General features: G+C 61.9%; 21 protein-coding genes, 1 tRNA gene and 2 pseudogenes. 10 read left to right on the top strand and 14 right to left on the bottom strand.

The window, feature by feature from the left end:
* Positions 1-5: 5 nt before the first annotated feature.
* The 3 genes from miaB to LAN64_16550 form a co-directional block, all read right to left on the bottom strand.
* Entirely contained in the window at positions 6-1,334 is a 1,329-nt protein-coding gene (gene miaB, locus LAN64_16560; protein ID MBZ5569446.1) for a tRNA (N6-isopentenyl adenosine(37)-C2)-methylthiotransferase MiaB, read from the bottom strand.
* A 93-nt stretch (positions 1,335-1,427) separates the two neighbouring features.
* Positions 1,428-1,997, bottom strand: a complete 570-nt coding sequence (gene pdxT / locus LAN64_16555) for a pyridoxal 5'-phosphate synthase glutaminase subunit PdxT (GenBank protein MBZ5569445.1) — start codon at positions 1,995-1,997, stop codon at positions 1,428-1,430.
* A gap of 114 nt (positions 1,998-2,111) precedes the next feature.
* Positions 2,112-3,047: a deoxyhypusine synthase family protein gene (locus LAN64_16550; GenBank protein ID MBZ5569444.1), complete on the bottom strand. Its 936-nt coding sequence runs from the start codon at positions 3,045-3,047 to the stop codon at positions 2,112-2,114.
* Between the two features lie 310 nt (positions 3,048-3,357).
* On the opposite strand from LAN64_16550, the gene LAN64_16545 reads away from it, so the two are divergent.
* The 3 genes and pseudogenes from LAN64_16545 (at position 3,358) to LAN64_16535 (ending at position 5,640) form a co-directional block, all read left to right on the top strand.
* Entirely contained in the window at positions 3,358-4,302 is a 945-nt protein-coding gene (locus LAN64_16545; GenBank protein ID MBZ5569443.1) for a carbon-nitrogen hydrolase, read from the top strand.
* A gap of 93 nt (positions 4,303-4,395) precedes the next feature.
* Positions 4,396-5,464 (top strand): annotated as a pseudogene (locus tag LAN64_16540) (agmatine deiminase family protein).
* The gene (locus LAN64_16535) at positions 5,401-5,640 is read left to right on the top strand and encodes an energy transducer TonB (GenBank protein MBZ5569442.1); all 240 of its coding nucleotides are present in this window, start codon (positions 5,401-5,403) and stop codon (positions 5,638-5,640) included. The pseudogene LAN64_16540 and the gene LAN64_16535 overlap by 64 nt, the downstream one beginning before the upstream one ends.
* 80 nt (positions 5,641-5,720) lie before the next feature.
* Here LAN64_16535 and LAN64_16530 read toward each other — a convergent pair whose 3' ends face one another.
* A complete protein-coding gene (locus LAN64_16530) occupies positions 5,721-6,149 on the bottom strand; it encodes an NADH-quinone oxidoreductase subunit I (GenBank protein ID MBZ5569441.1) in 429 nt (142 codons plus the stop codon).
* Between the two features lie 146 nt (positions 6,150-6,295).
* On the opposite strand from LAN64_16530, the gene tadA reads away from it, so the two are divergent.
* The 3 genes from tadA to LAN64_16515 all read left to right on the top strand — a co-directional run bounded on the left by tadA (position 6,296) and on the right by LAN64_16515 (position 8,557).
* Complete coding sequence (gene tadA / locus LAN64_16525; protein MBZ5569440.1) at positions 6,296-6,742, top strand: tRNA adenosine(34) deaminase TadA; 447 nt, start codon at positions 6,296-6,298, stop codon at positions 6,740-6,742.
* 78 nt (positions 6,743-6,820) lie between these two features.
* Positions 6,821-8,089 carry an amidohydrolase family protein gene (locus LAN64_16520; GenBank protein ID MBZ5569439.1) on the top strand — a complete coding sequence of 423 codons (1,269 nt, stop codon included), beginning with the start codon at positions 6,821-6,823 and terminating at the stop codon, positions 8,087-8,089.
* An 87-nt stretch (positions 8,090-8,176) separates the two neighbouring features.
* Entirely contained in the window at positions 8,177-8,557 is a 381-nt protein-coding gene (locus LAN64_16515; GenBank protein MBZ5569438.1) for an EVE domain-containing protein, read from the top strand.
* A 90-nt stretch (positions 8,558-8,647) separates the two neighbouring features.
* On the opposite strand, the gene LAN64_16510 is transcribed toward LAN64_16515, so the two are convergent.
* Positions 8,648-8,737, bottom strand: a tRNA-Ser gene (locus tag LAN64_16510).
* Between the two features lie 335 nt (positions 8,738-9,072).
* Between LAN64_16510 and LAN64_16505 the strand changes: the two genes are divergently transcribed.
* Complete coding sequence (locus tag LAN64_16505) at positions 9,073-10,095, top strand: alcohol dehydrogenase (protein ID MBZ5569437.1); 1,023 nt, start codon at positions 9,073-9,075, stop codon at positions 10,093-10,095.
* On the opposite strand, the pseudogene LAN64_16500 reads toward LAN64_16505, so the two are convergent.
* Together LAN64_16500 and LAN64_16495 are read right to left on the bottom strand one after the other, a co-directional pair.
* A pseudogene (locus LAN64_16500) lies at positions 10,076-10,326 on the bottom strand (thioredoxin family protein). The gene LAN64_16505 and the pseudogene LAN64_16500 overlap by 20 nt on opposite strands.
* Before the next feature lie 13 nt (positions 10,327-10,339).
* Entirely contained in the window at positions 10,340-10,720 is a 381-nt protein-coding gene (locus tag LAN64_16495) for a metalloregulator ArsR/SmtB family transcription factor (protein MBZ5569436.1), read from the bottom strand.
* Positions 10,721-10,835: 115 nt separating this feature from the next.
* On the opposite strand from LAN64_16495, the gene LAN64_16490 reads away from it, so the two are divergent.
* On the top strand, positions 10,836-11,270 hold the full coding sequence (locus LAN64_16490; GenBank protein MBZ5569435.1) for an arsenate reductase ArsC: 435 nt from the start codon (positions 10,836-10,838) through the stop codon (positions 11,268-11,270).
* A 54-nt stretch (positions 11,271-11,324) separates the two neighbouring features.
* Here the strand turns inward: LAN64_16490 and LAN64_16485 are convergent, their stop codons facing one another.
* From LAN64_16485 to rlmN, 5 genes are all read right to left on the bottom strand, one after another.
* Positions 11,325-12,287, bottom strand: a complete 963-nt coding sequence (locus LAN64_16485) for an alpha/beta fold hydrolase (protein ID MBZ5569434.1) — start codon at positions 12,285-12,287, stop codon at positions 11,325-11,327.
* A gap of 51 nt (positions 12,288-12,338) precedes the next feature.
* A complete protein-coding gene (locus LAN64_16480; GenBank protein MBZ5569433.1) occupies positions 12,339-12,893 on the bottom strand; it encodes a hypothetical protein in 555 nt (184 codons plus the stop codon).
* A gap of 41 nt (positions 12,894-12,934) precedes the next feature.
* Positions 12,935-13,741, bottom strand: coding sequence for a prephenate dehydratase (pheA, locus tag LAN64_16475; protein MBZ5569432.1), 807 nt, complete (start codon positions 13,739-13,741; stop codon positions 12,935-12,937).
* Between the two features lie 115 nt (positions 13,742-13,856).
* Positions 13,857-14,363, bottom strand: a complete 507-nt coding sequence (locus LAN64_16470; GenBank protein MBZ5569431.1) for a GNAT family N-acetyltransferase — start codon at positions 14,361-14,363, stop codon at positions 13,857-13,859.
* A 67-nt stretch (positions 14,364-14,430) separates the two neighbouring features.
* Entirely contained in the window at positions 14,431-15,609 is a 1,179-nt protein-coding gene (gene rlmN, locus LAN64_16465) for a 23S rRNA (adenine(2503)-C(2))-methyltransferase RlmN (protein MBZ5569430.1), read from the bottom strand.
* 212 nt (positions 15,610-15,821) lie between these two features.
* Here rlmN and LAN64_16460 point away from each other — a divergent pair, with 212 nt between their 5' ends.
* Positions 15,822-17,099 carry an insulinase family protein gene (locus LAN64_16460; GenBank protein ID MBZ5569429.1) on the top strand — a complete coding sequence of 426 codons (1,278 nt, stop codon included), beginning with the start codon at positions 15,822-15,824 and terminating at the stop codon, positions 17,097-17,099.
* Between the two features lies 1 nt (position 17,100).
* On the opposite strand, the gene LAN64_16455 is transcribed toward LAN64_16460, so the two are convergent.
* Both LAN64_16455 and LAN64_16450 read right to left on the bottom strand, forming a co-directional pair.
* Positions 17,101-18,879 carry a tetratricopeptide repeat protein gene (locus tag LAN64_16455; protein ID MBZ5569428.1) on the bottom strand — a complete coding sequence of 593 codons (1,779 nt, stop codon included), beginning with the start codon at positions 18,877-18,879 and terminating at the stop codon, positions 17,101-17,103.
* Positions 18,880-18,957: 78 nt separating this feature from the next.
* A complete protein-coding gene (locus LAN64_16450; GenBank protein ID MBZ5569427.1) occupies positions 18,958-20,583 on the bottom strand; it encodes a tetratricopeptide repeat protein in 1,626 nt (541 codons plus the stop codon).
* Positions 20,584-20,919: 336 nt separating this feature from the next.
* Between LAN64_16450 and LAN64_16445 the strand changes: the two genes are divergently transcribed.
* Positions 20,920-21,057, top strand: a 138-nt coding sequence (locus LAN64_16445) for a prepilin-type N-terminal cleavage/methylation domain-containing protein (GenBank protein ID MBZ5569426.1), incomplete at its 3' end; no start/stop codon positions are given.

The raw sequence follows: 21,057 nt of genomic DNA, 5'->3' as shown, positions 1-21,057 counted from the left end.
TGTCCTTAGACGGTCATCTCCCCCAATAAGCTGTTGGGAAATGCTGCCGTGACGCGCACCGGCACGTATTGGCCGATCCGCGGTTCCTCGCCTCCACTAATGGTGAAGTTTAGCACCTTGTGTTGCGAGGTGCGCCCAATCCACTGGCCACGAGCCTGGTTTCTACCCTCAACCATTACTTCAAGGGTTTCGCCCAAGTGCCGCTGGTTGAGCGCCGCCGAAATTTCCTTCTGCCGCGCGTTGAGCACCGCCAAGCGCCTTGATTTCTCCTCTTCCGGGATGCTGTCAATGTAGGTGAGCGCCGGCGTATTGGGACGCGGCGAATACTTGAAGGAAAAAACTCCGTCGTACTCAACCTGGTTAAGCAAGTCGATGGTCTCGGCGAAGTCGCTTTCCGTCTCGCCCGGGAACCCGACAATGATGTCGGTGGTGATGCTGATCCGCCGCCGCGCGGATTTCATCCATGAGATCCGTTCCAGGTACTGATCCCGGTTATAGAGGCGCTTCATCAGGTCGAGCACTCGGGTAGAGCCGCTCTGCACGGGAAGGTGAACGTGGTCGCACAGCGCCGGCACGGCTGCAATGGCGTCCACGATGTCCTTGCCGAAATCGCGGGGATGCGAGGTGGTAAACCACACCCGGCGCACTCCGCCGATCTCGCCTACGGCTGCTAACAGCTCCGCAAATGTCTTTTTTCCATAGGGATCTCGGTAAGAATTAACGTTTTGTCCGAGCAACTGGATTTCCGTGAACCCCTGGTCGGCCATCTTGCGCGCCTCGGCCAGCACGGAGTCCGAAGTCCGGCTGCGCTCCTTGCCGCGGGTGAAGGGCACCACGCAGTAGGCGCAGAACTTGTCGCAGCCCTCGATGATGGTGATGTAGCCGCGATAGGGGTTGCTGCGGGCGGTGTACTCGGTCTCGAAGGTCTGGTCGGTCTCGCGGTCGTCCAAGCCGGTTACGCGCGAGTTCCCTGCCTCGATCTGCACCAGCATTTCCGGCAGGTTGCGATACGAAGCCGAGCCGCACACCAGCGATACGTGCGGCGCGCGCTGGAAAATCCTCTTGCCCTCCTGTTGCGCCACGCAACCCAGCACGCCGAATTTCTTGCCCTGCTTCTGGAGGGCCTTGAAGTCGGCCAGGCGATGGAACACCTTCTGCTCGGCCTTGTCGCGGATGGAGCAGGTGTTGTACAGGACGAGGCCGGCATCCTGGACCGTCTCCACCCGGCGGTAGCCCTGGGAAATGAGCGTGCCGATCACCTTTTCGGAGTCGTGCACGTTCATCTGGCAGCCAAAGGTTTCGAGGTAGAACGTTTTGTCGGGAACCACTGACATCCCTTTGAGTATAAATGAGAGCGTCGATAGGGGGCGTTGACAGATGCAGGCCGCCGATGATTTCCGGCCCGCTCATCCGTGAAATGTAAGAATTCAGCGGCCGCCGTTTTGCACCATCTGCAGGAAGTACTGGTGCACGCGTTTGTCGTCGGAAAGTTCGGGGTGGAAGGTCGCGGCCAGCACGCTTCCCTGCCGGATCAAGACGGGATCGTTCCCTTCCCTGGCAAGGACATCCACGTTTGCTCCGAGGTTTTCGAATTTCGGAGCGCGGATGAAGACCATTTCGAGAGGCTGTGGTCCCAGCTTGGACGTGCCTAAACGGATAGAACTGTCCACCTGGCGCCCGTAGGCGTTGCGCTTGATGCTGACGTCGAGCGCGCCCAAACCGGGCTGCGGCGGGTTGTCCACATCGTGCGCCAGAAGAATCGCCCCGGCGCAGGTGCCGAACGTGGGCTTCACGCGCACGAAGTCTTTGAGCGTCTGAAATCCCGCCTCGCCGAGCAGTTTGAGGAACGTGGTGGACTCCCCGCCGGGGATGACCAGCGCGTCCACCTCGTCCAGTTGCTCCGGTTTTTTAACCAGGACAACTTCTGCGCCCAGCTCCTGCAGCCGCCGCCGGTGCGCGTCAAAATCGCCCTGTAATGCCAAAACGCCGATTTTCATCGCTGCTGATTGGATGCTCCCGCCAATTGCTCGGTTGAGAAAACCCCCACCCTGTCTCGCTCACTCGCTGCGCTTCGGGGCAGGTGCCAGCAGGCGAGACAAGGGTGGGGCAACCTACCGTTTCTCCAGCCGCTCTAGCACCGCGCCGACCACCAGCGGCAGTCCGACGGTGGCGTCCAGGAAGACCTCGGCAAATTTTCCGCCTTCCTTTGGCGGGACAAATTTTCCCCACGACACGGCCTCGGTGTAGGGGCTGCCCGACAGTCCGCCCCAGTACACCGGCTCGGGGCAGATGCGCACGCCGTAATGAAAACGCTTCAGCGGAACATCCTCACCGCCGCGCCGGTGCCGCAATTCCAGGTACGGTCCCAACTGCTGCGTCCAATTCCGCGGGACGCCGCCGCCGATGGTGAACACACCCATGCGCGGCGACGCCAGCATGGTATCGGCATACTTGTCCACATCCTCGAACGGGTCATAGCGCAGCTTCGGTCTTCCCTGCTTCACGCGCATGCGATTGTGCAGCGCGAGATCCAGCCCCAGCTCCGAATCGGAGAACGCGGGCACAAACACCGAAACATTTTTTTCATAAGCCGACTTCAGAATTCCCCTCCCCGGCACGTGCTTGCTGAGGTGCTCCCCGATGGCGCGGTTCAGCTTCCACGAGCACACTGTTTCGTCGGCGTTCCACTGGTCCAGGATGGGCGCGACGATGCGCTCCACCTGATCGAGATTCTGCTCCGGCTCCAGCGTGTCGTACACCCGGTTGTACCCCGCCTCGTACAACTCCACGTCGTTCATCTTGGGGTCGTACACGTAATGCGAACGCCCGATGCCCTCCACCAGCCCGTGCGCCATCAGCGCGCCGGTGGACACCAGCGCGCGCACGATGCCGCGGTCAATCAGCTCGGTGATAATGAGCCCCTGCTTGGCCACCGTCATGGCGCCGGCCAAGGTCATGACGACGAGGCAGTCTTGATCGCGGGCCATCGCTTCCAGGACGTCGGCAGCTTCGCCCACCTGCCGCGCGGTGAAAGCGGTGCGCCCCATGGCGCGCACCAGGTCGTCAATCCCGCGAATGCGCCCCAGGTCGAGCGGCTCCAGCGGGACCAGGTCGTCTTCTTCCGGCGTGTGCAGTCGGCGGTCAATGCCGCTGCCTTCCGGTGCGTGATCTTTCTGCTTGTGCTTGGCCGGGGCATTTTTTTCGTGGCCGGGCTTGCGCTTCAATCCTTCACCTCAAGACAAATGTCGCCGCAGGCATAACGCGGCTGATCGCTGATTCGGGAAACAGCCAAAGTAAATCGCTTGCAGGTTCGCGTCAATGTCCCGCAAATCACAAACCGGCAATCGCAAAACGCGAATGTCGCTCTGCTATTCTTATCCGTTTCGCGGAGGATTCTTGCCCGCTCCCGACCAGTTTCGCGTCGGCCTCATCCAGATGTCGTGCTCTGCCGACCCGGAGAAGAACCTTGAGCACGCCGTGGACATGGTGCGCGACGCGGCCGGTCGCGGGGCGCAGGTGGTCTGCCTGCCGGAGCTGTTTCTCACGCAGTATTTTTGCCAGCGCGAGGACGCGTCGCTGTTCGACCTGGCCGAACCGATCCCCGGCCCGACCACGACGCGCCTGTCGCAGCTCGCCCGGCAGCAGAAGGTGGTTCTCATCGCGTCCCTGTTCGAGAAACGCGCGCCGGGCGTGTATCACAATACCGCTGCCGTGCTCGACGCCGACGGCAAGCTCGCCGGCATCTACCGCAAGATGCACATCCCCGACGATCCCCTGTACTACGAGAAGTTCTACTTTACCCCCGGCGACCTTGGCTACCGCGCTTTCGACACCGAGGTGGGACGCGTGGGCACGCTCATCTGCTGGGATCAGTGGTATCCAGAAGGCGCGCGCCTGACCGCGCTCAGCGGCGCGCACGTGCTGTTTTATCCCACAGCCATCGGCTGGCACCCGGCGGAGAAAGAGCAGTACGGAGCGGCGCAGCAGGATGCCTGGCGCACCGTGCAGCGGGCGCACGCCATCGCCAACGGGGTTTACGTGGCGGCGGTAAATCGCGTGGGACACGAGACCGGCAATATCCGAGGCAAGCAGACTCCCGGCGCCGGCCTGGACTTCTGGGGCAGTTCGTTTATCTGCGACGCATTCGGCACGGTGATTGCCGAAGCATCGTCGGAGGGCGAGGAAATCCTGATCGGCGAGGTCAGCCTGCGCAAGCTGGAAGAAGTGCGCCGCAACTGGCCCTTCCTCCGCGACCGTCGCATCGACAGCTACGCCCCGATCACGAATCGCATGATCGATTGAAGGAAAAACTTAACCACAAAGGGCACGAAGGGACACGAAGGAAATACTGTACCTTTGTGATTCTTCGTGTCCTTCACGGTTGGAATTGCAAGTATGGTGGCAAAGAAGAAGTCTAACGAGACTCCCGCCGCCCTCGGCTACCGTATGCCTGCCGAATGGGAGCCGCACGCCTCCACCTGGCTGGGGTGGCCGCACAACCGCACCGACTGGCCGGGCAAGTTTCAGCCGATCCCCTGGGTCTATGCCGAAATCGTGCGCCACCTGGCGCGCGTGGAGCGCATAGACATCATTGTCGAAGACGCTGCCGCGGAAGCCAAGGCGCGCGAGGTGCTCGACCGCGCCGACGCGCTGCGCGATACCGTCCGCTTTCACCGCTGGCGCACCAATCGCGGCTGGACGCGCGACTTCGCTCCCATCTTCGTCAAGCGCAATGACAAACGAGATCGCGTTACCGCGGTCAATTTCCAGTTCAATGGCTGGGCCAAATATCCCGACTGGCCGCTGGACCAGCGCGCCTCCGAGCAGATGGTGCGCTGGCTCAAGTTCCCCGTCTGGCGGCCGGTTACGGCACACGCGCCGTCGCGTAGGCGCAGCCCGAAGCCCATGCCGCGGCCTGCTGCTCACCACGGAAGAATGTCTGCTCAGCGAAACGCAGCAGCGCAATCCCGGGCTGACGCGCCGTGACCTGGAGCGCGTCTTCGCCGATTATCTTGGGATCGAAAAAGTTCTCTGGCTGGAGCGCGGCATCGCCGGCGACGACACGCACGGCCACATTGACGATATCGCCCGCTTCGTCTCGCCCGATACGATTGTCACCGCTGTCGAGGGCAACCGCGACGACGCCAATCACGAGCCGCTGCAAAGGAATCTTGAAAGCCTTCGCGGGATGTCTGACCAGCGCGGACATGGACTCAACATTGTCGAACTCCCCATGCCCGCGCCGGTCATTTTTCGCCAGCGACGTTTGCCCGCCAGCTACGCCAATTTCTACGTCGCCAACCGCCGCGTGCTGGTGCCCGTCTTCAACGATCCCAATGATCGCCGCGCGCTCAACATCCTCGCCGACCTGTTCCCCGATCGCGAAATCATTCCCATCTACTGCGGCGATCTGATCTGGGGTCTGGGAGCCATTCACTGCATGACCATGCAGCAACCGGCGTAGCTAGACAGTCAGACCGATCGACAACGTTCGTCTACATTTTTGTGGTTTCAGGCCGAGCACCGCTAACACAAGCAGCCATCGATGCAGTTTCGCAGTGGCAATACAGGCCGTACCTCTTGAATGGCACTCCCGTTGAGATTGAGACGCAGATCACGGTGCAATTTAAATTGCACTAGCAGCGGGCCTCAGTGCTGCAATGAAGCGAAGCAAAGGCCGCTCTCAGGGGCGGCCTCTTCGAACCGAAACTGGAATCTATCTATCTTTCGTATTTCACCGGTTGCGGGCCCTGCTCCAGCGTCTGGCGGTCCCAGATGGCGCCCTCGCGGGTGTAGCTCGCCAGTTCGAAATCCTGCGTCAGTTCCAGGCAATCGGTGGGGCAGGCGTCCTCGCACAGGCCGCAGAACATGCACCGGCTCAGGTCGTAGGTAAAGTTGGTGAGCTCTTTGCGACGCGTGTTGGGGTTGCGCTCAGCGCTGACCACGATCAGATGCTCCGGGCAGGCCAGCGCGCACAGGTCGCAGGCAATGCACAGCGTCTCATCCGTATCCGGGTTGACGTTGAGGCGCGGCGCACCGCGGTAGCGCTCGGCCACCTGCGGACGCTGCAGCGGATACTGCTCGGTATAGACCTCTTTCGGGTGCTGGTAACGAAACGTCACCTTCAGCCCCTTGATGAGGTCCACCATCAGAACTTTGTCTATAACTTGTTTTAGCCCCACGGCGCCAGTCTACTCCACCGCAGGTGTGACGCGCCACCGGGAGGCCGCCGGAGCCTAGATTCCGCTAACAATTCAAATTGCAAATTACCAATTACCGTTTACAAATGGAGGTAATGTCCGACGAACTCAGCATGGAGGAGGCCCTGCGCGAAGCCGCTCGCGCGCAGGCTGCAGGCGAGGTGCCGGTCGGCGCCGTGGTGGTCTGCGACGGCCGCGTTGTCGGGCGCGGTTTCAACCGCAACCTCAGCGATTCCGATCCCACGGCACACGCCGAGATCGTCGCCCTGCGCGAAGCCGGCCGCACCGTCGGCAATCACCGCCTGCTGGACTGCGAGATGTTCGTCACCATCGAGCCTTGCGCCATGTGCGCCGGGGCGCTGATGCACGCCCGCCTCAAGCGGCTGGTGTACGGCGCCGACGATCCTAAAGCCGGCGCGGTTCATTCCGTCGTGCCCGTGCTCAACCATCCTCAACTCAACCACCGCATGGAGGTCACCGCAGGCGTGCTCGCCGCCCGTTGCCAGGAGCTGCTGCAGAGTTTCTTCCGCGCGCGCCGATAGCCGGGCTGTGTCGGCTGGTGCGGCATTGTGGCGCAGGCGCCCTCGCTTCCGACCGCGTCAGGTACAATCTGGGTTTCTATGAAAATCAAACTTGCCTCGCTCCTCCTCTTTCTTCTGGCCTGCGCAGCGTCCGCGGAGGTCACTCCCGGAAGTGTCCGCTGTGGCCGCCTGCTCGACGTTCGCACGGGTCGCGTGCTCACCAATCAGGTGGTCTCGTTCGACAGCTCCGGCTTGATCACCTCGATCGGTCCCGCCGGCACATCAACGATCGACCTTCCGAACGCCACCTGTCTTCCCGGACTGATTGACGTGCACACGCACATTACCGGCGACGCCACAATGCACGGTTACCGCGCCCTCGGCATCTCCATTCCGCGCGAAACCACCATCGGCGTGAAGAACGCCAGGATTACGCTGCGCGCCGGCTTCACCACTCTGCGCAACGTCGGCGCCGACGGCTTCACCGACGTTGCCGTGCGCGACGCCATCAATGCCGGGGATATCGAAGGCCCGCGCATGCTGGTCTCCGGCCCGGCGCTGGGCATCACCGGCGGCCACTGCGACGACAACCTGTTGCCCTTCGAGTATCACCGCACCGCGGAGGGCGTAGCCGACGGTCCCTGGGCGGCGCGCCAGAAAGTCCGCGAGGTCATCAAGTACGGCGCCGACCTGATCAAGATCTGCGCCTCCGGCGGCGTGCTCAGCAAGGGCGACCAGGCTGCCGCGCCGCAGTACACGCTGGAGGAGATGCAGGCCATCGCCGCCGAAGCGCACAAACTCGGGCGCAAGGTTGCCGCGCACGCGCACGGCGCCGAATCGATCAAGGACGCCATTCGCGCCGGCATTGATTCCATCGAACACTCCAGTCTGATCGACGACGAAGGCATTCGCCTGGCCAAGGAGCATGGGACCTATCTCGTCTTTGACATCTACAACGACGACTACATTCTCGCCATGGGGGAGAAGTCCGGCATGCTTCCCGAATCCATCGCGAAAGAAAAGCAGATTGGGCGGCTGCAGCGCGAGAATTTCCGCAAGGCATTTCAGGCGGGAGCGAAGATGGCCTTCGGCACCGACGCCGGCGTCTATCCTCACGGCGACAACGCGAAGCAGTTCGCCAAGATGGTGGAGTGGGGCATGAAGCCGCTGGATGCTATCCAGGCCGCGACCATCAACGCCGCCGACCTGCTTGGCTGGAGTGACCAGGTCGGGACGCTGGAGAAAGGCCACTTCGCCGACCTGATCGCGGTTGAGGGCGATCCGCTGGCCGACGTCAAGGTGCTGGAGAACGTTCGCTTTGTCATGAAGGGCGGCACGGTGGTCCGGAACGATTTCGCGCGCCATTGAGCCGGCAGCACGAAGCTACAAGCATGCGCCCCATCCGCATCCCAGATGAGAGCTCGAAAAACAAGAGCAACGAGGCTAAATCGCGCTATGTACTACCTGCTGAAGACGGAGCCTTCCGAATATTCCTTCGCCGATTTGCAGCGAGACAAAGTAACTGTCTGGGACGGAGTGACCAATCCGGTAGCCCTCAAGAACCTGCGCGCGACCAAGCCGGGAGACGGCCTGATCATTTATCACACCGGCGAAGAGCGGCGGACCGTGGGCACAGCTTCCGTGGTCAGCGTGGATTTAGCCGATCCGAAGACACCGGCGGTGACAATCAAGGCCGGGCGGGAGTTGGCGACCGCGACATCGCTGGCGGAAATCAAGGCCAACCCGGAGTTCCGGGACTCGCCGCTGCTGAAGCAGGGCAGGCTATCCGTGGTTCCCCTGACGGAGGAGCAGTACCGCATACTCACGGGCGGCTAGTAGTGCCCACAACGGCTTCCTTGACTACTCTTGTTGCGTGCATTGTTTTGGGCGGAAATCGAAGGGTCCGCACCACAACAGCTGTTTTGCTGGCGGAGAGGGAGGGATTCGAACCCCCGATACCCGTCAAGGTATGTCCGCTTTCGAGGCGGATCGTTTCAACCACTCACGCACCTCTCCGCGCCACGAATCCGGCAGCGGCAACCGGAATCGCATTTCGAATTGTAGAGGTCCTTCGCTTCCCGCTCAGGATCTCGGCGACGGGCTCACGGCGCTGCGCGCCTCACGCCCGCCAAGCGCCTCGACTTTCGAGGCGGATCGTTTCAACCACTCACGCACCTCTCCGCGCCAAATAGGAAGGAAATCGAGTGGTCTACAAAAAGCCGCCTCTCCGGCGGCCACCTCTATCCTATCAAAATTGCCGGTGTCGCAGATACGCGACTTCCTCCGGCGCCGCCGCATCCAAAACCGCAGTGGTAAACAATCCAAACCGCAGCCGTTGAACGGAGAGAACGATGGCCACGATGCGCGCTGTGCAGGTTCCCCGCCCTGATGGTCCCTTCGAATTGGTCGAGCGTCCGCTGCCGGAGCCGCGGGCGCGGGAGGTGCGCGTCAAAGTGCAGGCGTGCGGCCTGTGCCACAGCGACTCCTTCACCAAGACAGGCATGTGGCCGGGAATTCAGTACCCGCGCGTTCCCGGGCACGAGATGGCGGGCCTGATCGACGCCATCGGCCGTGATGTTCCGGAGTGGAAGCCGGGGCAGCGCGTCGGCATTGGCTGGCATGGCGGACATTGCGGCCACTGCACATCGTGCCGGCGCGGAGATTTCATCACCTGCCGCAACGGGCAGATACCCGGCATTACTTACGACGGCGGATACGCGGAGTACGTGGTCGTGCCCTTCGAAGCGCTGGCGGCGATTCCCGAAGCGTTCTCGCCGGTGGATGCCGGTCCCATGATGTGCGCCGGGATTACGACCTTCAACTCGCTGCGTCACAGCGGCGCCCGCGCCGGCGATCTGGTGGCGATCCTCGGGCTGGGGGGTCTCGGGCACCTGGGAGTGCAGTTTGCGGTCAGGATGGGTTTCGACACGGTGGCCATCGCGCGCGGCGAGGACAAGGGGCCGCTGGCCAGGCAACTGGGAGCGCATCACTACATTGATAGCCAGAAGGAAAACGTCGGCGAGAAGCTGCAGGCACTGGGCGGAGCGAAAGTAATCCTCGCCACCGTGACCAGCGGACGCGCTATGACGGCTGCCCTGTCCGGTCTCGGCCTGGACGGGAGGTTCGTCATCGTGGGCGCGGCCGACGAACCGCTAGCGGTTGACGTCCTGCAGATGATCGGCGGGCGGAAGTCGCTTCAGGGCTGGCCCTCGGGCACCTCGGCGGATTCGCAAGATACCTTGGCCTTCGGCGCGCTCACAGGCGTGCGTCCGATGACCGAGGTCTATCCTCTGGAGCGCGCGGCGGAAGCGTACGAGCGCATGATGAGCGGCAAGGCGCGATTCCGGGTCGTGCTTACGACCGGCAACTCATAACCGCTTGCAGCCAGCCTCTGACTTCGTCCTCGGTGGGAATGCGCCCCTGCTCTTCACCACGCCATCGAACGCGACTGCGGGCGTGGAAAGCACGCCGATTTTGGCCATGGCCGGAAAATCGGAAATTTTCTCGACCTCGGCTTCGACACCTGGGGCTTCAACCGCCAAGCGCACGATTTTTTCCGTCTGCTTGCAGCGCGCACATCCCGGTCCGTACACGGTGATTTTCATGAGAGCTCCTACATCAAGAAGTTGAATAAATAGCCGAAAATGGATGCCACTCCCCGACGGTACACGAGCCGGATTGAATGGCCTTCCTCAGCCGGCGCGAGTCCTGCGCCAGTTCGGGACAAGCCGCAAAAGCGTGGCGCAGGAAAACGAAGAGCGTGCGGTGCAGGCGCTTTGCCGGCTGCGCCAGTTGGTAATACATGCGCGCGCCTTCACGCCGGTCCGTGACCAGGCCGGCGTGCTTGAGGTAAATCAAATGGCGCGAAATGTTGGGTTGCGGCGAAGCCAGCACGTACTGGATGTCGCAGACGCAGAGCTCGCCGTGGAGAAGCAGGTTGAGAATCCTAAGCCTCGTCTGATCCGCGAGCCCCTTGAATAACCGCTCCAAATCTTCCATGCGAAGTCTCCGCTGTGATTCTACCACTGATATTCACATACACGTATACATGTATGCTAGTATGCTAGGCTGTGATGCGAGGCACCGTCGAAAGTGATCCGCCTTGGAGGCGTTCGTGAAGCCGAAGGTGTTGTTCCTGTGCACGGGTAATTCAGCGCGCAGCCAGATGGCAGAAGGCTATCTGCGTCATGTCGCCGGCGATCGCTTCGAGGCCATGAGCGCCGGCATTGAGCCCAAAGGACTCAATCCTTTGGCGATCGAGGCCATGCGTGAGGCCGGCATCGACATATCCCACCAGACTTCCAAGGACGTCGTCAGCCTCCTGGGCCAGTCCGTCGCTTACGTGGTTACGGTCTGCGACAACGCCAGGGAGCGCTGCCCGATATTTCCTGGTACCTGGAAGTTTGTCCATTGGAGTCTGGAAGACCCGGCCGCCGCCGAAGGAACCCACGAGGAACGGCTCGGCGTTTTCCGCCGGGTGCGCGACCAGATCATCGCCAACATCGATGGGGCGTTCGTGCGCGGCCAGATTGCTCAAAGGCAAGCCTGACTGTGTGCCTCTCCGACTGCTTGCAGCCGCAGCATGGGCTCCGGCGCAAATCCGCTACTTGCGGTCCAGGCGGGCGTCGGCGCCGCAGAAGGTCTTCAGGCCCTCGTAGGCGAGGTATTCGCGGGCTGCTTCGTCGTCTTTGAGGTAGGTGTCCCAGAAGGCGATGGTCTCCAGCTTGGCGCACTTAAACAGATTGGTTTCGATCGCGCGGCGGCGGAAGGGGCCGACGAAGGTGAAGTGCGTGGCGCCCTGGAGTTCCACGTCGTACTTGTCGCCCTCGGGAGCGCCGTTGAAAGGCTGGCTGCGCCAAGTCGGAGTGCGGCGCTGGGTGCCGAAGTCGCGCGATCCGTACATCGCCAGCATGGGCACGCGGATGTGTTCCCACGAGCGCGAGGTCAGGCCCATTTCGCCCTCGCCCTGCGGTGAGAGCGCAACGATCGCGCGTACCCGTTTGTCGGCGAAGCTCTGCGGGGCCTTGGCGCCGGGCATCAGCACGGTGGCGCCGCCGATTGCGACCGCCGTGTAGGCGCCGTAGGAATGACCGCCGACGCCGATGCGCGCGCGGTCGAGCTTGCCTTTCAGCGTGGGCGCGAGTCTTTCGATTTGCGCGAGCGAGTCAATAACGAAGGAGATGTCTTTCGGGCGGCTGCGCCACAGACGGGAGTCGAGCAGGACCTGACGCAGAGTTCCCCGGTAGCCGCTGTCCTGCCTGGAGTCGGCGTGCGAAGGATGAATGCTGACGTAACCGTAGCTGGCCCAGTATTGACCGAGGGCGGAATACGCTTCCCGCGAAGCGAACGCGCCGTGCGAAAAGATGACGACGGGAAACGGGCCCGGGCCTTCGGGATAGTAGATCTTCAGCCGCAGATCCTTGTCGCGCGCGGAGTCGTGCAGGACGAGTTCGTCAATGGTAAGGACGCGCAGCGGCCCGCGGTCGGGATTGTAGGGGCGCGGATCGGCGAACGCCGCCAGCGACACCAGAAATACGAGAGCGACGACTGGCTTGCCTGTGATCATGCGGCACACACACGGTCATGAGCCTGAGGAGGAAAAAAGCAACACGGAGCGTTATGGCTTGCCACCCGGCGGCCCGAGCATGCGCTCCGGCAACGGATTCTGCTCGGATTCATTGAGCCACAGTATGTTGAGCACCCACCAGCGCTGACCGTCGTTGAAGAGCTGAATGCTGTTGATGCCGCGGGCGAACGGCTTCTCGCCCTTGGCATGGCGCGACTCGTAGGTGCTGAACACCTGCGCAATCTGCGCCCACTGTTCCACGCGGTTGGCTGCGGCGCTTTCGTAGAAGCCCTCCTTGGCGAAAAAAGGTTCGGTGCGGGTGACATAGTCCTCGACGCTGAGCAGACGCGCCGCGTAGCCGGTTTTAGCCGGCGTCGCGGCCAGCGGCATCAGGCGCGCGCCCGCCCAGAACAGCGAACGGAAGCGGTTCCAATCGCGCTTCTGCCCGGCTGGTCCGGAGAGCACGTCGTAGATCGCGCTGACGATGCTGTCGATGGATTTCACGTCGGCGGGGTTGGCGGCGGGAGTTTCCGGCTTCTGCTCCGCTTGCTGTGCGAACGACATGGAGCCGAGCAACACCGCAAACATCAGGACGGCAGCTTTCATTTCTCACCTCGCGACCAGCAGATTACTCCATCGAACCCAGTTCACGCCGCGGGATAGATGCCGAGCACCTTCACGAATTCGGCTATTTCCTGGAGATGGGCGAGCGCCTTGCGGGCCGCTTCGTCGTCACCGCGCTGGTAGTCAATGAAAAAGACATACTCGAACAAGCGGCCGCGGAGAGGGCGGGATTCGATCTTGCTGAGGTCAATATCGCGCAGGGCAAAGACGCTGAGCGACTTGAATAGGGCTCCGGGCGCGTTCTTCAGCGCGAAGGCGATGGAAGTCTTGTTGGCGCCGCGCACCATGCGGCGAGTGCGGCCGACGAGAAAAAAGCGAGTGAAGTTCTGTTTGTCGTCTTCCAGCCCGCGCTGCAGGATGCGGCCCTTGTACACGCTGGCGGCGCGGCTGCCGGCGATGGCGGCGGCGTTGCGCAGGTTCTCCTCGACGACGTGACGAACGCTGCCGGCGGTGTCGTAGAAGGATTCGGGGCGCGCCTGGGAGTGGCGGCGAAAGAACTCGCGGCACTGTTCCAGTGCGACCGGATGGGAAAAGACGCGCTCGACGTCTTTCAGCTTCACGCCGGGAGCGGCGATAAGGTTGTGGCGGATGCGTAGCCGGAATTCGCGCTGGATGAACGTATCGCGCGCCAGCAGTAGGTCAAGGTGCTGCGCCACGGGCCCGGCGAGCGAGTTTTCGATGGGAACCAGCGCCGCGGCGACGCTGTGGGAATCGAGGCGGTCGAACACCTCAGACGAGGTGACACAGGGCACGACCGAGGAGCCGGGCAGAAACGTACGCGCCGCTTCGTCGCTGAAGGAGCCGAGTTCGCCCTGGATGGCAACTTTCATAACAGAGTACTCAGTGTCCGGCGGCCAGTCTGCCGAAATCGTGGAGCTGCTTACGAATTTGTACAACGTTCGGCGTATCGCCCGCACCAGATTATTCAGAACGGGCGCACTTTCATCACAGTTTCTTGCCCATCAGCAGAGCGTCAAGTTTGTCCAGGTAATATCGCGGGATGGTCTTCAAAACGGAATAGTCGCGAGCTTTGTAGAACCGCAGCGCCGTGTTGTTGTCCACCGCAGTTTCCAGGTAAATGCTGGTGCAACCCGCGTTGCGGAGGCGCTGCTCGCATTCGTCCATCAGCAGCGAGCCCACTCCGGCGCGGCGGGCTTCAGGAACAACGTCGATGGTCACAATGTGCCCGAGGCCGCGGGGAAGTCTCTGCCCCACCAAAAAGCCGACGATGCGCCGCTTCCCTGCCCCGCTCTCTTTCATTCCCGAGCCGGCACTTTCGGCGACGATGGCAAACGCGCCGGGCAGCGCGATGTAGTGCGCCAGCTCGCACTGCGAGTAGGCGATACCGCCGGCGAAGCACTGTTGGTCGATTTCCCACAGGCGGCGGAAGTCGTCGGAACGGTAGTCGCGCAGGCTGATGGGCGAGCTTTTCGGCTCGCGGCGTGCGGGCATACCTTCAGCGTATCAGGCTGCGTGGTGGACAAAGAAGCGCTGGAGCCAGGATCATCGGGGTGCGGGACTATGCGCGAATCTGGACGACTTCCGCGCGCTTCAGTTGACCGCAGGCGGCGTAGATGTCGCGCCCTCGCGGACGCCGAATAAAGGTGGGAGTGCCGGCGCGGATCAGCGTTTGCTGGAAAGTATGTACGCGCTCATCGGCGGGCGTCGAGAATGGGATTTCCGGTCCGGGGTTAAGCGCGATCAGGTTGACCTTAGCCTTGAGCCCACGAATCAACTCCACCACCTCGCGCGCGTTCTGCACGCTGTCGTTGACGCCGTTGAGCAGCACGTATTCGAACGTCAGGCGCTCGCGAGGTCGCAGCGGGAACTGGCGTGCGGCGGCGATCAGTTGCGTGAGGTCCCACTTGCGGTTGATGGGCATGACCTGCTCGCGCAGGGCGTCATTGGACGCGTTGAGCGAGATGGCAAGTTTGGGGCGGACCAGTTCGGCACCGAAGTCCCGGATACGCGGCACGATGCCCGCCGTGGAGACCGTCATCCTTGATTCCGGGATCCCGACTCCAGCAACCAGCAGGCGCACGGCCTTGATGAAGTTGTCGTAATTGAGGAAAGGCTCGCCCTGGCCCATGAAAACCACGTTGATCCGCTCGAATTCGAGGGAGACGTTCTGGTCCTGCAGGACCCGCAGTATTTGGCCGACAATTTCGCCCGCGGTCAGGTTTCTCGGCAGACCGAGCAGAGCGGTCATGCAGAACTGGCAATTGACTGTGCAGCCCGCCTGGCTGGAAACGCAGATGGTGGCGCGTTTGGGCCCGCCCCGTCTCGCTCCCTCGCTTCGCTTCGGGACAGGCTCCGGCGGGCAAGACAAGGGTGCGGCACCCCGCAGTTCCTCCTCGCCGGCCTCGCTGCCGTCGCCCTGCTCGCCGTCGTCGCCTTCCGGCATCCACACGGTCTCGACGCTCTGCCCGTCGGCGAAGCGAATCAGATAGCGCACGGTACCGTCGACGGAAACGAATTTCTTCTCGATGGATGGAATCCCGGCCACATATTGTTCCGCCAGTTGCGCACGCCAAGACTGCGGCAGCGCCGTGATGTGGTCGAGGGCTTCGACCCGCTGCCGGTATAGAGCGTCGAACAGTTGCCGCCCTCGATAGGCAGGCTGGCCGGCATTCACTGCCAGGGCGGCAAGCTCCTGAAGGTCACGGCCTAAAAGTGCGTCATGCGGCGCTTCTCTCATTGCATCCAAAAGGGGCAGCGACAGACGGATATGCCCATTCTATCCGCTGCGGGGCAGCCGGCGGCGGTTCCCGGCATCGCTTCAACGAATCACTGTAAGTGATTGATTCTGCACGGCGAATGTTTGTGCACGCGGCTGCCCGCGGTATGTAAGAATCTTGTTAGGGCCTCCGAGCCGTTCCCAGGCGCGGTTCAGGTTGAGTGGGACAAGTCATGGTCGAAGAACTCCGTAGCATTCGGCGCGAAATGCTGCCGAACGGTCTGATTGTGCTGACCGAGGAGATGGCGCACATCCGGTCCGTATCGATTGGCATTTGGATTAAGACCGGATCGCGCCATGAAGACCCGGAGTCGAATGGCATCTCCCACTTCGTCGAGCATATGGTGTTCAAGGGCACCAAGACCCGCACCGCCGAGGACATTGCCCGGCAGGTGGACTCGATCGGTGGCAACCTCGATGCCTTCACTGCCAAGGAATGCATTTCCTTCGACATAAAAGTCCTGGACGAGCACCTGCCCATCGCCATGGACGTGCTCAGCGACCTGGTGCTCAACCCCGTCTTCGACACCAAGGACATCGCCCGCGAGCGCGGAGTGATCCTGGAAGAGATTAAGATGGACGAGGACAACCCCGACTACCTCGTCCACGAGATCTTTACCCAGAATTTCTGGAAGGACCAACCCCTGGGCAAGCCCATCCTGGGCACCAAGGAGACGGTGCGCCGATTCGAGCAGGAACTGCTATTCAACTACTGGCGGCGGTTCTTCATCCCCAACAACATGATCATCTCCGCCGCCGGCAACCTGAACCACGAGCGAATCGTCAAGCTGGTGCGGGAAAAGTTTTCCGGACTGCTGGCGGGCAAGAACGGCTTCCTCCAAGCCACGCCAAAGGTTTCCGCGCGCATCATCATGCGCAACAAGAAAGCACTGGAGCAGGTGCAGATTTGTGTTGGTGTGCCCTCGCATCCCGTGGGCCACCAGCAGCGCTACGCCGGCTACATCCTGAGCACGCTGCTGGGCGGCGGCATGAGCTCGCGCCTTTTCCAGAACATCCGAGAGCGCCAGGGGTTGGCATACGCGATCTATAGCGAACTGAACCCTTACCGCGATACCGGGTGCCTGTCCATTTATGCCGGCACTTCGCGTGAATCGGCGCCCAAGGTGGTGCAATTGGTGGTGCAGGAATTCCGGAACCTGAAGGCGGAAGCGATTCCGGCAGAGGAACTGCGCCGGGCCAAGGACCAGCTCAAGGGCAGCCTGATGCTCAGCCTGGAGTCGTCCACCGCGCGTATGTCGAACCTGGCGCGCCAGGAGATGTACTTCGACCGCTTCATCGGCCTCGACGAAATCGTGAACAGCATCGAAAAGGTCACGTCGGAGGAACTGATCGCGCTGGCCAACGAATTCTTCAAGCCGGAGTCTATCGCCGTCACCGTGCTGGGCAATCTGAACGGGCTGAAGATCTCCCGCGATCAGCTGGTGGCCTGATCTACGGTACCGCGTTCAATCCCAGGATCTTCATCTGTTGGTCAATTCTTTTGCGATTCACCGCTTCGGCGCGGAACTCCACCTCCGCTTCCTGTACTTTACCGAGTCGTTTCAGCACTGTGCCCAGCCCAAAGTGATATCCCGGAGAGTCGGGTCGCAACTCGACGGCGCGACGAAGCGGGGCCTCCGCCTCGGCGAAGTGCCCCATGTTTAAGCGGGCCATTCCGAGATAGTAAAACTGGCTGCCGCTCATCGGCTGGATCTCCGGAGGCCAGGCGGCAATGGCGCGCATCAGCGTCCGTTCTGCTTCGGCATAGTTTTCGGCGCGGTAGTAGTAAATGCCGAGGTTACACAACCCCGCCCAGTAGTCGGGCTTCTCGATGGTGGCTTCGCGTTGGACGCGCAGCGCGGCGTCCAGATCGCCGACCATGCCGTACGCTTCGGCAAGTCCTTCGGTGGCGCGCACGTTGTGCGGCGCGAGTTGCCGGGCGTGCGTGAACAGCGCAATATCGTTGTCCCAGGGCAAACTTTGCACGACGGTGGCCACCGTCAGCGTCAAGCCGAGAGCGACTGCCGCCGTCGTTCCAAGCCAGCCGCTCGTCTCAGTTCTCGCCCCCGCCGATGACTTCCTGCCCACGACTCTGTCCGGTGCCTTCCCCGGCAGAAAGGCGCTTGCCAGCATGAAGGCAAGGGCAATCGATGGGACATACAGGAAGCGGTCGTGGATGAAATCGTGCATCTGGAATACGACTGAGCCGACCACGACGGGCAGCAATGGCAACAGAATGGCGACGCCGCCAAACAGCATGCGCCGCGAGCGCCGGAACAACACGATAAATGCGCCGGTCAGCGCCACGATCCCCAGGGTCGGCAACACGAAATCACGCGACCAGAACGACTTCACCAGGTCGAAATCGTCATAGTAGGCGTTGAGCCGGAACGGCCAAGCCAGGAGTTGCAAGTAGCACCATAGAATCTTGGGCCAAGTCAGCACCACCGATGCCAGCGGGCGGTGATGCATGGGGCTGACCACCCCGCGCAATACCGCGCCGCGCGCCCCTAGGTAAGCGAGCGTGATCACCGCATACGGCGCCAATAACAGCGCCGTTCGCCGCAAGTTGAACCGGGTTCGCCGGCCGGCGTTCTCGTCGGGCGCAAGAATTTCGTACGCCAGAATGACCCCGGGCATAACCACCCCGGTTTCTTTCAGCAGTACGGATACCACGTATAACATCACCGAGGCGGTGAGCCACCAGGCGCGCTTTGTCCCGCCGTCCCGCCAGTTCAGGTAGGCGAGGAACGTCGCCATGCAGGCGATCGCCACCAGGGTTTCGGTATTTCCCGAGATCCACGCCACCGCCTCGATATGGACCGGGTTAACGCCGAACAGCATGGCCGCGACCGCCGCAGCTCGTCGCGAACCCAGCAAGCGCAGTCCCAGACGGTACACCAGCCAAGTCGCTACCAAATGCAGGGCGATGCTCATCAGATGCCACCACCCGGGCGTCAGTCCGAAGACGGCGTGCATGACCCGCATCCACAACAGGAACAATGGCCGGTAGTAGTTCCCCGCCCAGGCGGGTTGCTGGAAATTCCACACGTGTCCGGTGAAGTAATGGGGCACAAATTGCCAGGCTTGCACCCAGGGGTTCAGTGCGATCTGGAGGTGGTCGTCGAAGACGAAATCAAAGACGATGGTGCGCGCGTAGGCCGCAAAAGTAAGCAGGAACGCGAGGCGGAGCAGGAGACCGTCTGAATGGGCTGTCCACCACGGGGCCACGGGTGCATGCCGGACTGCAGGTTGTGGTTCTCGCCTCGATGCCTCTGTGGTTTCCGTTGCCATGCGTGTGCGATTCCTTTATCGATGCTGCCGCTTCACCGTAGCGAGTGCTTCCTGGTATTCCGGGGCATTCGGTTGCAGGCGAACTGCTTCTGCCAGCGATTTTCCGGCAGCGTCATCGTGTCCCAGTTTCATCTGCGCCAACCCAAGGTAATAGTACTCATCGGGGGTGCCGTGCAACTGCGTGGCGCGCGCCAGATAGCGCTCGGCCTCGGCGTAGCGACCCAGCTTGTACTGCGCGAATCCCATGCGATAGTTGGCGTACCAGTAGTCGGGATCGCTCGCCAGCACCACCTGGTATAGCTTGCTTCCCTCGGCGTACATGCCGCGCTGCACCAGCGACGCCGCCAGTTTGTTGCGCGGCAGGTCGTTATTCGGCGCCACCGCCATGCCGTGGTAGTAGAGCAACAGGTCATTCGCCCACGGAACGCTCTGCGCCACGGTGGCGAAGGCCATCAGGAAGCCCAGCGCCAGCGCCACCAACTGTCCTGCCGGCCGCGCCAGCACTTTAACCGCGTCCAGTTCTGCCAGTGCCATCGCGACCAGCAGCGCAAATCCCACCGAGGGCAGGTACAGGTAGCGATCATGGATGAAATCTCCCATCGGCAGGACCGACAGATACAGCAACGGCAAAATCGGCGTTACCAGCCACACCGACGCGAACGCCACCACCGCGGATCGTGACTTGCGCCACCACCACACCAGCAACCCGATTGCCATTCCGATGCCGATCAGCGGTAATCCTACATACCTCATGCTGACGTGCGTCACATAAGGCGTGTCGTAAAACACGCTCAGGCCCACCGGCGCCAGCAGCAGCCGGATGTACGCCCACAGCGCCGACGGGATCGTCAGCAGCGCGATCTTTGCCGGCAGCTCCACCGTCTTGTGCGCGACGCCGTGCAGCGCCAGGCTGCGAGCCGCCAGGTACGCCCCTGTTACCAGCACGAACGGGAGCGCCGCCACTGCCGCCGACCGTAGCCGTGCCCTCCATTTGTCGCCGGCAGCCGCGAAGAGCCATTCGTAGGCCATCACCAGCGCCGGCAGTACCACCGCCGTCTCTTTCGAGAGCAGTGCCAGTGCGTACAGTGCCAGCGAGACCAGAATCCAGTGCGCGCTTCGCCCGCGCTCGCGATAATTCAGATAAGCCAGAAACGCCGGTATCAGGAACAGCGCCAGCAGGGGCTCCGTACCCCCGGAAACCCATGCCACCGCTTCCAAATGCACCGGGTGCAATCCGAACAGCAGCGTGGCCATTGCGGCGATTCGCCGCCGCCTCGTCAGCCGCAGCGCCAGCACGAACACCAGCGCCGTCACTCCGACGTGCGCCAGCACCGTCGTCAGGTGCCACAACGGCGCATGCAGCCCGAACAGGCTGTGGTTAATCAGCAGCCACGCCAGGAAAACCGGCCGATAGTAATTTCCCACCGCGAACTGCTGCATCCACACGTTGGCGCGGAAATACAGCGGAAAAAACTTCCAGCCCTGGATGGCGGGGTTGGCGACGATTTGCCCCAAGTCGTCGTAGACAAACTCAAACTGCAGCGTCCCCAGATAAACCAGAAACGTGGCCGCCAGCAAAATACCGACCAACAAAGATGTGGAGAAACGCGGCTTGGATAAGGCGGCCTGATGCGACGACATCCGGGACGATTCCAGTTATGAGGAGCGGTCAGCTCATTGTAGCCGAGATTTCACCCGTCTCATGCGGCGCACTGTCGTCTCAACTTGCACCACCAGTGGCAAAAATGCGGTATCTCGGTGACATAAATTGTCATACATCCGACGCCTGGCGTCCCATATCGCCCCAAGCAGTCCTTACAATTCCAATCTGGCACCTGGAAGGGCTTGGAAATCAGCACCTTTTCGCCCGAGCCTACTTAGGCACCGCTTTCGGAGGTTCTGGCAGCCCACGTGCCGTTACTATCGTGACAGCGCCAGGACATTTGAGACCATTTAAGGCGAAGAAAGGGACACTCCATGCGTAAACAGAAAGGCTTCTCATTGATCGAGCTGCTGATTGTGGTGGCAATCATCCTGATTATCGCCGCGATCGCCATTCCCAACCTGCTGCGCTCGCGCATTGCCGCGAACGAAGCTTCGGCGGTGGGTTCGATC

The sequence above is a fragment of the Terriglobia bacterium genome (assembly GCA_020073185.1).
In the GTDB taxonomy this organism is placed as follows: domain Bacteria; phylum Acidobacteriota; class Terriglobia; order Terriglobales; family Acidobacteriaceae; genus JAIQGF01.
Note: the sequence above shows the minus strand (reverse complement) of the source record. Positions and strands in the feature narration are given on the sequence as shown.

Coding starts and splice junctions, on each gene's coding strand:
- miaB (MBZ5569446.1), bottom strand. CDS start 1,334: ATGTCAGTGGTTCCCGACAAAACGTTCTACCTCGAAACCTTTGGCTGC.
- pdxT (MBZ5569445.1), bottom strand. CDS start 1,997: ATGAAAATCGGCGTTTTGGCATTACAGGGCGATTTTGACGCGCACCGG.
- LAN64_16550 (MBZ5569444.1), bottom strand. CDS start 3,047: ATGGGGCGCACCGCTTTCACCGCGCGGCAGGTGGGCGAAGCTGCCGAC.
- LAN64_16545 (MBZ5569443.1), top strand. CDS start 3,358: ATGTCGCTCTGCTATTCTTATCCGTTTCGCGGAGGATTCTTGCCCGCT.
- LAN64_16530 (MBZ5569441.1), bottom strand. CDS start 6,149: ATGGTGGACCTCATCAAGGGGCTGAAGGTGACGTTTCGTTACCAGCAC.
- tadA (MBZ5569440.1), top strand. CDS start 6,296: ATGTCCGACGAACTCAGCATGGAGGAGGCCCTGCGCGAAGCCGCTCGC.
- LAN64_16520 (MBZ5569439.1), top strand. CDS start 6,821: ATGAAAATCAAACTTGCCTCGCTCCTCCTCTTTCTTCTGGCCTGCGCA.
- LAN64_16515 (MBZ5569438.1), top strand. CDS start 8,177: ATGTACTACCTGCTGAAGACGGAGCCTTCCGAATATTCCTTCGCCGAT.
- LAN64_16505 (MBZ5569437.1), top strand. CDS start 9,073: ATGGCCACGATGCGCGCTGTGCAGGTTCCCCGCCCTGATGGTCCCTTC.
- LAN64_16495 (MBZ5569436.1), bottom strand. CDS start 10,720: ATGGAAGATTTGGAGCGGTTATTCAAGGGGCTCGCGGATCAGACGAGG.
- LAN64_16485 (MBZ5569434.1), bottom strand. CDS start 12,287: ATGATCACAGGCAAGCCAGTCGTCGCTCTCGTATTTCTGGTGTCGCTG.
- LAN64_16480 (MBZ5569433.1), bottom strand. CDS start 12,893: ATGAAAGCTGCCGTCCTGATGTTTGCGGTGTTGCTCGGCTCCATGTCG.
- pheA (MBZ5569432.1), bottom strand. CDS start 13,741: ATGAAAGTTGCCATCCAGGGCGAACTCGGCTCCTTCAGCGACGAAGCG.
- LAN64_16470 (MBZ5569431.1), bottom strand. CDS start 14,363: ATGCCCGCACGCCGCGAGCCGAAAAGCTCGCCCATCAGCCTGCGCGAC.
- rlmN (MBZ5569430.1), bottom strand. CDS start 15,609: ATGAGAGAAGCGCCGCATGACGCACTTTTAGGCCGTGACCTTCAGGAG.
- LAN64_16460 (MBZ5569429.1), top strand. CDS start 15,822: ATGGTCGAAGAACTCCGTAGCATTCGGCGCGAAATGCTGCCGAACGGT.
- LAN64_16450 (MBZ5569427.1), bottom strand. CDS start 20,583: ATGTCGTCGCATCAGGCCGCCTTATCCAAGCCGCGTTTCTCCACATCT.